Below are 12,614 nucleotides of genomic sequence, written 5' to 3'. Positions count from 1 at the left end.
GTCCCCTCCCGGGCACCCCCTCCGCCGTCCCCCGGGCCCGCCCGGCCCGGGAGCTACTTCTTCTTCTTGTCCTCGCCGCCGCCGCCGTCGGTGGACAGAGCGGAGATGAAGGCCTCCTGGGGCACCTCGACCCGGCCGACCATCTTCATCCGCTTCTTGCCCTCCTTCTGCTTCTCCAGCAGCTTGCGCTTACGGCTGATGTCGCCGCCGTAGCACTTGGCGAGCACGTCCTTGCGGATGGCGCGGATGTTCTCACGCGCGATCACCCGCGCACCGATGGCCGCCTGGATGGGCACCTCGAACTGCTGCCGCGGGATCAGCTCGCGCAGCTTCTTGGTCATGTCCACGCCGTACGTGTAGGCCTTGTCCTTGTGCACGATCGCGGAGAACGCGTCGACGGCCTCGCCCTGGAGCAGGATGTCGACCTTGACCAGCTCGGCCTGCTGCTCACCGGTGGGCTCGTAGTCCAGGGACGCGTAGCCCTTGGTCCTCGACTTGAGGTGGTCGAAGAAGTCGAACACGATCTCGGCCATCGGCAGCGTGTAGCGCATCTCCACGCGGTCCTCGGACAGGTAGTCCATGCCCTGGAGGTCGCCGCGCCGCTCCTGGCACAGCTCCATGATCTGGCCGATGTGGTCGGAGGGGCTGAGCACCGTCGCCTTGACCATCGGCTCGTAGATCGCGGCGATCTTGCCGACCGGGAACTCGCTGGGGTTGGTCACGACGTGCTCAAGGCCGTCCTCCATCTCCACCCGGTAGACCACGTTGGGCGCCGTGGAGATGAGGTCGAGGTTGAACTCGCGCTCCAGGCGGGCCCGGGTGATCTCCAGGTGCAGCAGACCGAGGAACCCGCAGCGGAAGCCGAAGCCCAGCGCCGCGGAGGTCTCCGGCTCGAACGCCAGGGCGGCGTCGTTGAGCTGGAGCTTCTCCAGGGCGTCGCGCAGCACCGGGTAGTCGGTGCCCTCGATCGGGTACAGGCCCGAGAACACCATGGGTTTGGGTTCCTGGTAGCCGCCGAGCATCTCGGTCGCCGGTTTGTTCAGGGTGGTGATGGTGTCGCCGACCTTGGACTGGCGCACGTCCTTGACGCCGGTGATGATGTAACCGACCTCCCCCACACCCAGGCCGCCGGACTTGGTGGGCTCGGGCGAGCTGACGCCGATCTCCAGGATCTCGTGCGAGGCCCGGGTCGACATCATCTGGATGCGCTCGCGCGGGCTGAGCTTGCCGTCGATCACGCGGACGTAGGTGACGACGCCGCGGTAGGTGTCGTAGACCGAGTCGAAGATCATCGCGCGGGCGGGTGCGTCCGCGTCGCCGACGGGCGCGGGGATCTGGTTGACGATCTCGTTGAGGAGCTCCTCGACGCCCTGCCCCGTCTTCGCGCTGACCCTGAGCACGTCGGAGGGTTCGCAGCCGATGATGCCGGCGATCTCCTCCGCGTACTTCTCCGGCTGGGCGGCCGGGAGGTCGATCTTGTTGAGCACGGGGATGACGGTGAGGTCGTTCTCCATCGCCATGTACAGGTTGGCGAGGGTCTGCGCCTCGATGCCCTGTGCGGCGTCCACCAGCAGGACCGCGCCCTCGCAGGCGGCGAGCGAACGCGAGACCTCGTAGGTGAAGTCGACGTGCCCGGGGGTGTCGATGAGGTCCAGCGTGTACGTCTTGTCGTCGAGCGCCGTGAACGGGATCCGCACGGCCTGCGACTTGATGGTGATACCGCGCTCGCGCTCGATGTCCATGCGGTCGAGGTACTGGGCGCGCATCTGGCGGTCCTCGACGACTCCGGTGAGCTGGAGCATCCGGTCGGCCAGCGTCGACTTGCCATGGTCGATGTGCGCGATGATGCAGAAGTTGCGGATCAGCGCGGGATCGGTCCAGTTCGGCTGTGCCACCGTGCTCCGTTCACAGGTTAGGGTCCGGGTCGCGTGTGCGCCTGCGGCGTCACCGCCCCGCCGCGGCGTGGGCCCACGGCATCGTCAATCCTCCCACGGCGACGGGGTCGCCCTCCCCTGGACGACCGCCGTCCGTGCGGCAGTATGGGGTACGGGTGTGGGTCTCGTGTCCAGATTATGTGACCTGGCACCGGGAACGTGCCGTTCACGCACGGGCCACGGGCCCGGCCGGAGCGTGTGAGGAGCGATCGGGTGAAGTGGCTGTTGACACGGCTGTTCGCCGGGCTGGCCGCTGTCGCGGTGGTCCTGGTGGGCGCGGGGGCGCTGCTGGCCTACCAGTACTCGGGGAACCCTGCCCCGTGGGCGGCCTCCCAGGGCGCCGACGCCGCGTGGGTGGGCTCCTGGGAGGACACCGGGAACCTGGCGCGGGTGCTCGACACCGGCGGGGTGGACACGGTGTACGTGTACGCGGGCGACATCGACGCCGAGGGTTCGGTGGAGCGGGTCGAGGACACCGGGGCCCTGCTGTCGTGGCTGGGCGCGGAGTACCCGGACGTGCGGGCGCTGGCGTGGCTGCGCCACGAGGCGGACGGGTCGTCGCTGATCCGCGACCGGTTCGGCGCCGAGGCGCGTGAGGCCCTGGCCCCGGCCGTCGCCGAGGTGGCGGCCGACGGGTTCGCCGGGGCCCATCTGGACATCCGGCCGGTGACGGTCAACGACCCGTCGATGCCCGCTCTCATGGAGCTGGTGCGCGAGGAGCTGGGCGAGGACCCCGTGCTGTCGCTGCAGGCGCACCACGTGGAGCTGGTGCCCGGCGGCCGGGTCGCCTCGTTCGTCGCCGACGGCGGGGAGAAGTACTGGTCCAAGGGCTACCTGGACCGGATGTCCGAACACGCCGACGAGGTCGTGCTGCCGGGCGTGGGCGCGGAGATGCCCGCGGAGGCGATGTACGGAGGGTTCATGGTGCGGCAGGTGACCGAGTCGCTGGCCGCCCTGAGCACGCGCGAGGACGTGGCGGTGCGCTTCGGCCTGCCGACCTACAGCGGTGGGGAGTGGGGGCCGCGGGTCGGCAACGAGTCGGCCGCGACCGCGCTCGCCGGGGTCCGGCTCGGCCTGACACAGGCGGAGCCCGCGGAGGGGAGGACCCTCGGGGTGGCGTTCTACCTCGCGGACGAGACCGGCGAGGGGGACGTGGCAGCGTACACGGCCGGATGGCTGCTGTCGTAGGGCGCACGCTCCGGCGGAGGGGCTCGCCTGGGGCAGGTACGGGTCCCCGGCGGGGCAGGCGGATCCGGGGCGGCACGGACCGTCTGCGCGTGTACGGGACGGGACCTGCGTGCGCAAGTGGTGGCGGTGTGCTGCATAATGGAAGTCCGTGTCTCGGACTTCCACGTTCCAATACGAGCCCCGTGGACTCACACACCCGGCGTCGGCGCCCACCCTGGCCTCTCGCGGAACGGCTGCCCGCGAGTTGAGCCGCTTGTTCGACCGACGCGATCATCAGAGTAACTGGAGCACGTTTTCGCATGGCGAACATCAAGTCGCAGAAGAAGCGCATTCGGCAGAACGAGAAGGCCCGTGTCCGCAACCAGGCGGTGCGCTCCTCGCTGAAGACGGCCATCCGCAAGTTCCGTGAGGCTTCCGAGGCCGGGGACGTCGAGAAGGCCATCGTCGCGCAGCGCGGCGCCTCGCGCGCGCTGGACAAGGCCCAGAGCAAGGGCGTCATCCACAAGAACCAGGCCGCGAACCGCAAGAGCGCGATCGCCAAGCGCCTGCACGAGCTTCAGTCCGCCTAGGTCCTCTTCTCGCGCCCTTTCGGGCTCGCGTCCACCGGGCTGCCTCTCCCCGCGCCTTCGCGCTCGTGAGGCATCCCCGGACCGAACGCCGCGCACCGTCGTGCGAGAGATGGCCAGGACGGCCGCTCGCCGGCCCGAAAGCTTTCTGAGAAGCACTTCCAGGGCAGACCTGCTTGGACCGGCCCGGTGTCCGCACCGGGCCGGTTCTGTCGTTTCCGGGCCCCGCCCGCCGAGTTGTCCACAGGTGGAAACCGGCCGGTGACAGGGCGTTCGCGGCTTCCTAACGTTGTCGTATGACCGCTCAGCGCCACCCCCGGCGTCACAGTCCCGCGCCCGACCAGCAGACCCGGCTCCGGGCGCTCACCCTGGACTCCTCTCCCACAGCGCGAAGGCTGCGGGCGCGGATCCCACGACCTCCCCTCGATCCCCTGCCGACCGTGTCCTCGGCGCCCCCGCGCCCCGCGTTCTCCGGACGGGCCCCGGCTCCCGTGCCCGGGGCTCCCCCGCCTGGGGCGCCGCCCGCCGGCGGCCCGCCTCTGCCGAGTGCCCCCTACGCCGTGGGCGGGGCCGGTTCCGAGGTCCCGTACCGCCCGCGGGCTCCACTGCCGGAAGGCCCACCGGTGTACCGGCGAACCGCTCCTGGGGAGCCCTGGGACGCCTGGCCGGAGAGGGCCCCCGAGGACACACTGACCGTCGCCCCGGCGCCGCCGGCCCTGCCCGCCTGCGGGAGGGCGGCGCCGTCCGCGGACGGCGCTCGTGGCGGGCCCCGCTCCGCCCGGGCCGGGAATACGTCCCTGCCACGGGGAGGCCCCCCGCCGCGGTCGGCCGGGGCAGGCGCCGGTTCGGTTCGGACGTCCCCCTCCTCCGCCCCGGGCGGGAGCCGGGTACGGGCTGCGGACCCACCGCACCCCGGCCCTGGCGGGACCGGGGGGCCGGACCCGCTCCGCGGGGACCGAACCGGGAGGACCGGCCCGCTCCGGGAGGACGTTGCCGGGCCGTGGGCGGAGCCCGACGGCGAGCGGGGACGGCACCGGCGCGCGGAGCGTCCTCCCTCCGGGTACGCGGAGTTCGTCCCGGAGCCGCCGCACGCCTTCCTCGAACGCCTCTCACAGCGCTGGTCACCCCACGCGACCCTGTCCCGGCGTTCGGTACTCACCCTGATCGTGGTCGGTGTGCTGGCCGTCGCGGCGGTCCTGGTGCTGCACGGGCGGCCCACCACCGTGCCGGCGCCGGAGATGGTCGCCCAGGCCGCTTCCGCGCCCGGCGACCCCGCCGGGACCGACACCACCGGGACCGACCCCGCCGGGACCGACGCCACCGGTGCCGAGCTCTCGGGCGGTCCGGCGCCGGCCGACGGCGAGGCCGACCTGGTCGTGCACGTCGGCGGTGAGGTGGCGGAGCCGGGCCTGTACACGCTGCCGCCCGGGTCGCGTGTCGCCGACGCCGTGGAGGAGGCGGGCGGAGCCCTGCCGGAGGCCGATCTCGACCTGCTCAACCTGGCGCGTGCGCTGGCCGACGGCGAGCAGCTCCTGGTGGGCGTCCCCCTGCCCCCGGGAGCCTCCGGGACCGGCCCGCCGGGTGCCGCGGCGGCTGGGGGTGGGGCGGCACCGGTCGACGTCAACCGGGCCGATGCCGCGCTCCTGGAGACCCTGCCCGGGGTGGGGCCGGTGATCGCGGAGAACATCCTCGCCTACCGGGAGGCCCACGGGCCGTTCTCCAGCGTCGACGACCTGATCAACGTGGACAGGATCGGCGAGAAGGTGCTCGCCGACCTCGCCCCCCACGCGACGGTGGGGTGAGGACCGTGCCGGACCTGTCCTGTGTGCCCCGCGTCATCCCGGAGGTGCCTCGGCCATGGTGACGTGGCTCGGAACCGACGCCCTGGGGCTGGGACGGCCCCCCGACCTGCGACTGCTCGTGCCCGCGGTGGCGGCGTGGCTCGCCGCCCTGGGCGCTCTCGCGGCGCCCCCGTGGGCGGCGTGGGTGTGCGGCGGCATCGCCGGGTGCGCGGCGGTGGTGCTGTTCGCGGCGTCACGGCCTCCGTCCGAGGCCGCCGTACTCACCGCCGTGGCGGCTCTGGTCTGCGCGGCCACGGTGGCCGCGGTGACCGGTGTCCACGTGCACCGCGTGGCCGCGAGCGCGGCGGCGGAGGCCGCACGGCACGGACGCGAGGTGGAGTTCCAGGCGGTGGCGGCCGGCGACCCGGCATCGAGGGCCGGCACTCCCAGGCCGGGGCGGGCCGGGTGGGTGGTGCGCTCCCGCACCGCGTGGGTCCGGCTCGGGGCCGGGCCCCGGCCCTCACGGGCACCGGTGGTGGTCCTGGCCTCCGGAGAGGGCTGGGGCGACCTGCTGCCCGGGCAGGCCTTCCGTGCGCGAGGGGTCTTCCTCGGGGTGGAGGACGACCCCCTGACGGCGGCCCTGGTCCTGGTGCGCGGGCCCCCGGAGCACGTGGCCGCCCCGGGGCGGTTCCAGGCCTTCGCCGGACAGGTGAGGGAGGGGCTGCGGGACGCCTCTTCCGGGCTGCCGCAACCGGAGCGCGGGCTGCTTCCGGCACTGATCGTCGGTGACACCTCCCTGCTGCCTCCCGACACCGCCGAGGACTTCCGGGCCACCGGCATGACGCATCTCCTGACCGTGTCCGGCGCCAATCTGGCAATCCTCACCGGTTTCGTCCTGGCCGCGGCCGGGCTGCTCCGCGCTCCGCCCTGGTGCTCGGTGGCGGGCGGCGCGGTGGTGATCTGGGTGTTCGTCCTGGTGTGCCGCCCGGAGCCGAGCGTGGTGCGGGCGGCCTTCATGGGATCGCTGGGGCTGCTGGCGCTGGCGACCGGCCGCGCGCACGCGGGGCTCGGCGCTCTGAGCGCCACCGTGGTCGGGGTCCTGTTCGTCTCCCCGGGGTCGGCCGCCTCCTTCGGCTTCGCCCTCTCGGTCCTGGCCACCGCGGGCATCCTGCTGTTGGTGCCCGCGTGGGCGCGGGCGTGGTCGGAGCACATGCCGCCGCCGGTCGCGGAGGCGTTCGCCGTGGCCGTGGCCGCCCACGTCGCCGTCGCCCCCGTGCTGGTGGTGCTGTCGGGCGAGCTGTCGTGGGTGGCGGTCCCGGCGAACGTCCTGGCGGCGCCGGTGGTCGCCGCGGTCACCGTGGCGGGTTCGGCGGTGGCGGCCCTGGCCGCGGTGTGGCCCGGGGCGGCGGCGGTGGCGGTACACCTGCCCGCCCTGGGGGTGGCGTGGATCGCGGCGGTCGCCGAGGTCGGCGCCCGCGTCCCGTACGGGGCGCTGCCGTGGCGGTCCGACCTCGTGGGCGGGGTGTTCCTGGCGGTCGTCCTGGCGGCCCTCCTGCTGTCGCGCGGGCGGCTGCGCGCGCTGGTCGCGGCGGTCATGACGACCGTGCTGATCCTTGCCCTGGCCGCCAGGTGCGTTCCCGGCGGGTGGCCGCCGGCGGGGTGGGCGCTGGTCGCGTGCGACGTGGGACAGGGGACCGCGTTCGTGCTGTACGTGGCCCCCGGGTCGGCGGTGGTGGCCGACACCGGCGAGCACCCGGATGTGGTGGACGGCTGCCTGGACCGCCTCGGTGTGCGGGAGGTTCCGCTGCTGCTCCTCAGCCACGACCACGCCGACCACGTCGACGGGACTCCCGGTGTGCTGCGGCACAGGCGGGTGCACACGGCGATGGCGCCACCGGGGTTCGGGAGCACGCCCGTCGGGCGGCTGCTGACCGGGGCCGGCGTCGAACTGGCGGAGGCCGCGCCCGGGCGGGCGCTACGGGTCGGCCCGTGGCTGTTCCGGGTGCTGTGGCCCGACGCGGGGTTCTCGGGTTCGCTCAACGACACCTCGATGGTGGTGCGCGCGGACGGCACGGGACCGTCGTTGCTGTTGACCGGCGATGTCGAGGAGGTGGCCCAGCGCCGGCTGCTGGCGGGGCCGGACGCGAACCTGCTGGCGGTGACCGTGCTGGCCACGCCGCACCACGGTGCGGGAACGCAGGTCCCGGCGTTCCTGGAGGCCGCCGACCCGGTGGTGTCGGTGACGTCGGTGGGGGCCGACAACCCGTACGGGCACCCGGCTCCGTTCACGTGGGGCGTGCTGGAGCGGGTCGCGGAGGTGAACCTGCGTACGGACCGCGACGGCGACGTGGCGGTCCTGAACGGCCTCGGGACCGGTCCCGACATCGCGGTGGTCCGCGGCCCCGGCCCCTCGCGCTGAGCCGGGCGCGGGCGGCCCGGCGCCCCACCGCGGATGTGCCCCGCGGCGGGGTGCCCTCCGCCCGGCGCCGGGTCGCTCAGGCGTGGCGGCCGGTGACCGGTGACCGGGGCGTGCTCCACGGCGAAGGGGTCTGTTTGGCGGCGAAGTGGTCGCCCCCCTTGCGCTGGACGTCGTCCGTCCCCCAGTCCTCGTCCCTGCCGACCGTGCGCAGGTGGGGGATGTGCTTGCGGCAGTGGATGTAGGCCTCCTCGATGTGGACCATCGTCCACAGCATCGCCCGCTGCCCCGGCACCTCGGGCACGGGCAGACCGCGGACGTGGCCCCGCAGCTTGTCGTCCTCCAGGAGACGGGCCCGGCCGTTGACGTGCAGGCCGATCCGTTCGCGCTGGAAATCGAGGAACATCAGCCCGATGTGCGGATTCTCCATGATGTTCCCGGCACTGGCGAACACTCCGTTTCCGCGGTACTCGGGGTAGACCAGGGTCTGCTCGTCGACGACGTGGACGAACCCCGGCGGACCGGCCCGGAAACTGGAGTCGCACTCGCCGCTGCTGTCCGACGTGGCGATGAACAGCATCTCCTGCCGGGCGATGAACTCGCACATCCGGGGGTTGAGCCGGTCCAGCATCTGGTCCCGGTAGAAGCGGTCGGCCCGCTCTGTCGTGCCCGTCACCGTCTGGACGTAGCGCTCGCCCTCGGTGCCCGGTGTGCGGCTCTGGTCGGTCTCACTCATCACAATGGACTTTCGACGGGGTGCGGGGCGGGGATGGGGTGGGCCGGGGGCTCGAACGGGATCAGCGCGTGGGCTGGGAGGCGCCGTACGGGCCCTGGTTCTCGTACGGGTGCCGGTCACCGGACGGGCGCTGCTCTCCGGAGTGGCGCGGGGTCTCGTACGCATGCCTGGCGCCGGACGGGCGCTGCTCGCCCGATGGACGCGGGGTGTCGTACGAGTGCCTGGCGCCGGTCGGGCGTTGCTCTCCGGGCGCCCTGGTGCCGCCTGACGGGCGCTGCGCGCCGGACTCCCTGGCCATGGCGTCCGCAGCTCCGGCGAGCATGGTGGCGGTGATCCACTCGTAGACCAGCACCCACGCCGAGCTCATGGAGGACGACCAGGTCGGCGACACCTCGCTGACCGCGCGGACGAGGGCGCGGCCCACGAAGGGGTAGTGCTCGGGTTTGACGCCGAGCTCCCGGTAGTGCTGGGCTCCCAGTTCCCTGAGGAACTGGGCCACGTGGTCAGGTGCGTCGAGGTAGCGGACCACCTCCACGAGCGCTTCGGCCATGCGTTTCTGCTGGGGCCGGATGTCGTCCTGGAACATGGCCCGGACGTCGGGGGCCATGACGAAGAGGTTCGCGTAGAAGCACTCGGAGAGACGGGTCGATCCCGGGGGCAGGCTCGCGCACGACTCGCGGACCGCCTCGATGACCGAGGCACTGGGCAGAGGGACTTCGTTGATGCGGCGGGGTTGCAAGGGCGGTTCCAGGTGTTCGGGTGGTGGGGCGCGGCAGGACGGTGTCCCTCCCTCCGGACCGCGCTGTCGGCGCGGGGCGCGAAGGGGGCCAAGGCCTCGGGGATGCCTCGCTGCGGCCCGACCACGGTTCCGGGCGAACGCGGACCGATCGGTACTCACTTGTTCTGGTGGCGTGCCCCCGGGCACGGACGGATCAGGCGGGTCGTGGCCCGCCTTGTCACAGGAGCCGCACCGCGGCGGCACCGGAACGGATGGGTGGTCCCGGGACAGTGGACACGTGTACCGCCCCCGGCCGCACCACGGCGGTCCGTGGAGGGTGCCGGGGACCGACCGTTCGTACGGCCCCGGTACGGGGTGAGCGGACGCAACGGGTGTCCGACAGTATCGAGATTGTGCGATCCCTCAACGCTGCCTAACCATTTCCGGTCTCGGGTCTCCCCTGGGAGCCGGGGCGGTCCAGGAGACCATCTGTCGAGGGAGGCAAGGGGCGAATATTCGCATACCTAACCCTCTGTACTGGTATGTGTCGTGCACTGTAACAGACGTGCCCACACGCTACACAGTTACCAATGCGTACCTTACGTCCCCTCTTCTTCTGTGTCTCCTCCACACCGCGCAGGAACGCCCCGGCCCCGCGGGGGAAGCGGCGGCCGGGACGACGCCCCGGCCACCGCCCGGCGGGTCCGGAAAAGGGGGCGGGAACCGTCCCCGGGTCATGGCATCCTCGTTGTATGCCTGCACCCGCCCCGCTCACGATCATCGTCGGCGACGAGGAACTCCTCGTCGACCGGGCGGTCGCCGCCGTCGTGGCGGCGGCCCGCGAGAAAGACCCCGGCGTGGACGTCCACGACCTGGTGCCCTCCCAGGTGACCATGAACACGGTCGTGGAGGTCACCTCCCCCTCCCTGTTCGGCGACCGTCGGGTGGTGGTACTGCGCTCCTCCCAGGACCTCGTCAAGGACCTGGCGGCGACCGTGACCGACTATCTGAAGGACCCGGCCGACGACGTCGACCTCGTGCTCACGCACGCGGGCGGCAACAAGGGCAAGGCGTTGCTGCAGGCCGCGGCCAAGGCCGGCGCCCAGCGGGTGGACTGCAAGGGGCCGACGAAGGGCCCCGAGAGGGTGGCGTTCGTCAAGGGCGAGTTCGCCGCCGCAGGCCGTAAGATCACCCCGGACGCCGCCCAGGCCCTGGTGGACGCGGTGGGCACCGATCTGCGGGAGATCGCCGCTGCGTGCACCCAACTGGTGGCCGACACCGAGGGCAGGGTGGACGGGGCGGCCGTGGCCCGCTACCACTCCGGCAAGGCGGAGGCCTCGGGGTTCAGCGTGGCGGACCGTGCCGTCGAGGGGCGTTTGCCCGAGGCGTTGGAGCAGTTGCGCTGGTCGCTGGCGGTGGGCACCGCTCCGGTGCTGATCAACAGCGCCCTGGCCGGGGCGATACGCGGTATCGCCGTGGCCGCCCAGCCTCCGCGGGGGATGTCCGAGGCCGACCTGGCCAAGCGCGCCAAGGTGCCGCCCTGGAAGCTGCGCACCCTGCGCCAGCAGGCCCGCGGGTGGAGCGCCGCGGGAGTGACACGGGCGATGGCTGTGGTCGCCGAGACCGACGCGCTCATCAAGGGTGCCGGACGCGACCCGGAGTACGCGCTGGAGCGCGCCGTCATCGAGATCGCCCGTGCCCGGGGAGCACGCTGACCGGATCCGTCCGACGTGGCCGAGGACCGGCCCGGGCGGAGGCCGGACCGCGGCGACGGGGGTCCTCGCACGGAAGGGTCGGGGCGCTCGCCCGGAGGGCTGCGAACGTCAGTGGATGGTCTTTCCGCCCTGCCAGACGCGCAGGGTGTTCAACCCCATGGACCAGGCGAACGCGCCTTCGTGATCGGCGTCCCACTGGACCAGGTCGGCCAGGCTTCCCGGGGTGAGCATCCCCCGGTCGCTGAGCCCCAGGGAGTGGGCGCTGCCCACGGTGGCGGCGTGCAGCGCCTCGTGGACGGTCATCTCGAACATGGAGATGGCGAGGGAGATCACCAACGGCATCGACGTGGTCCCGGACAGGCCCGGGTTGTGGTCCGTGCCCAGGCCGATCGGCACTCCGTGGTCGAGCAGGGACCGTACCGGCGGGGTGCGGCGTTCGTGCAGGGACGTGGTCGGGCAGGCCACCACCGGGGTCCGGGTGGTGGCGAGCGCCAGGATGTCCCGGTCGTCGGTCTCGTGCAGCAGGTCCACCGACGAGCAGCCGAGCTCGGTGGCCATCCGCACCGCGCCGTGGCGGGGACGGGAACAGGCGTGCAGGGTGGTGCGCAGCCCCACGGACTGGCCCACGCCCAGCAGCATCCGGGCGTCCTCGGTGGTGAACTGCTGGTTGTCGCAGTACACGTCGACCCCGTCGGCACCGGCCAGTGCGGCGTCGCTGAGCCACGAGGCCGCGGTCGCCACGTAGTCCTTGGGTCGGCCGAAGAACTCGGGAGGCACCCCGTGCGCGGGGAAGAAGGTCACGTGCAGCCGCGGCATACCCGGTTCCTCCTCCAGGGAGCGCAGCAGGCGCACGTCGGCCAGTTCGCCGTCCCGGGTGAGGTGGTAGCCGGTCTTGGCCTCGACCGTGGTGCTGCCCGTCAGCACCCAGTGCCGGAGCCGTTCGCGGACCGCGTTGCACAGGGTCCACGGGTCGGTCCCGCGGGTGATGGTGACGGTGGTGGACACACCTCCGCCCGCCGCGAAGATGTCACCCTTGGAGGCGCCCTTGGCCCACATGTTGACCTCGGCGTAGCGGTCGCCCGCGTAGACCGGGTGGCAGTGGGCGTCGACCAGCCCGGGGGTGATGAGTCCGCCGCCGATGTTGATGACGTCGTCGACGTCGGTGAGGTCGTCCACCACGCCGGGGATGCGCTGGGGCAGTTCGGCGGCGGGCCCGACCCAGGCCACACGGTCCCCGTCCAGCAGGAGCGCGGCCTTGGTGAGCATCTCGTTCCCGGTCCACAGCCGACCGATGTTGCTGAGGAGTACTACCGTCATGGGGTTTTCCGCCCTCGCCGGTCAGTTCCGCCCACGCGGGTGCGCAACACGGTCGTGGAATGCACGGGCGAACATAACGACCTCGTATCTGGAACGATCCGACAGAGCCGGTGGGGGCGGCCGTGGGGCCGCCGCGGTGCCGTGGCAGTGGGAAGAAGTCGGCTGCCGGGGGGACAGCGGCCACTGGCGGCCAGTGCTCCAAAACCGTAGTCCATTCGCAGACTCCGTGTACACCTCTCCTGA

The 12,614-nt window shown here is 72.6% G+C and carries 9 protein-coding genes; 5 read left to right on the top strand and 4 right to left on the bottom strand.

The genetic code is table 11. The features are described from left to right. Positions 1–53: 53 nt before the first annotated feature. Positions 54–1,895 carry a translation elongation factor 4 gene (gene lepA / locus ACFWTE_RS13610; protein WP_378779666.1) on the bottom strand — a complete coding sequence of 614 codons (1,842 nt, stop codon included), beginning with the start codon at positions 1,893–1,895 and terminating at the stop codon, positions 54–56. Between the two features lie 252 nt (positions 1,896–2,147). On the opposite strand from lepA, the gene ACFWTE_RS13605 reads away from it, so the two are divergent. The 4 genes from ACFWTE_RS13605 to ACFWTE_RS13590 all read left to right on the top strand — a co-directional run bounded on the left by ACFWTE_RS13605 (position 2,148) and on the right by ACFWTE_RS13590 (position 7,888). After that, positions 2,148–3,122, top strand: coding sequence for a hypothetical protein (locus ACFWTE_RS13605; protein WP_378779665.1), 975 nt, complete (start codon positions 2,148–2,150; stop codon positions 3,120–3,122). Positions 3,123–3,421: 299 nt separating this feature from the next. Then, positions 3,422–3,691, top strand: a complete 270-nt coding sequence (gene rpsT / locus ACFWTE_RS13600; RefSeq protein WP_378779664.1) for a 30S ribosomal protein S20 — start codon at positions 3,422–3,424, stop codon at positions 3,689–3,691. A gap of 1,163 nt (positions 3,692–4,854) precedes the next feature. Beyond that, the gene (locus ACFWTE_RS13595) at positions 4,855–5,490 is read left to right on the top strand and encodes a helix-hairpin-helix domain-containing protein (RefSeq protein ID WP_378779663.1); all 636 of its coding nucleotides are present in this window, start codon (positions 4,855–4,857) and stop codon (positions 5,488–5,490) included. Positions 5,491–5,545: 55 nt separating this feature from the next. Continuing rightward, positions 5,546–7,888 (top strand): ComEC/Rec2 family competence protein, encoded by a 2,343-nt coding sequence (locus tag ACFWTE_RS13590; RefSeq protein ID WP_378779662.1) that lies wholly within the window; start codon positions 5,546–5,548, stop codon positions 7,886–7,888. 76 nt (positions 7,889–7,964) lie between these two features. Here ACFWTE_RS13590 and ACFWTE_RS13585 read toward each other — a convergent pair whose 3' ends face one another. Both ACFWTE_RS13585 and ACFWTE_RS13580 read right to left on the bottom strand, forming a co-directional pair. Then, on the bottom strand, positions 7,965–8,621 hold the full coding sequence (locus tag ACFWTE_RS13585) for a pyridoxamine 5'-phosphate oxidase family protein (protein ID WP_378779661.1): 657 nt from the start codon (positions 8,619–8,621) through the stop codon (positions 7,965–7,967). Between the two features lie 61 nt (positions 8,622–8,682). After that, positions 8,683–9,360 (bottom strand): globin domain-containing protein, encoded by a 678-nt coding sequence (locus tag ACFWTE_RS13580; RefSeq protein WP_378779660.1) that lies wholly within the window; start codon positions 9,358–9,360, stop codon positions 8,683–8,685. 731 nt (positions 9,361–10,091) lie between these two features. On the opposite strand from ACFWTE_RS13580, the gene holA reads away from it, so the two are divergent. Continuing rightward, the gene (gene holA, locus ACFWTE_RS13575) at positions 10,092–11,054 is read left to right on the top strand and encodes a DNA polymerase III subunit delta (protein WP_378779659.1); all 963 of its coding nucleotides are present in this window, start codon (positions 10,092–10,094) and stop codon (positions 11,052–11,054) included. 108 nt (positions 11,055–11,162) lie between these two features. Here holA and ACFWTE_RS13570 read toward each other — a convergent pair whose 3' ends face one another. Then, positions 11,163–12,371 (bottom strand): amidohydrolase family protein, encoded by a 1,209-nt coding sequence (locus ACFWTE_RS13570; RefSeq protein WP_378779658.1) that lies wholly within the window; start codon positions 12,369–12,371, stop codon positions 11,163–11,165. Positions 12,372–12,614: the final 243 nt, after the last annotated feature.

It is taken from the genome of Nocardiopsis sp. NPDC058631, assembly GCF_042716955.1.
Classification (GTDB): Bacteria; Actinomycetota; Actinomycetes; order Streptosporangiales; family Streptosporangiaceae; genus Nocardiopsis.
This window is presented reverse-complemented; position numbering and strand designations above follow the sequence as displayed.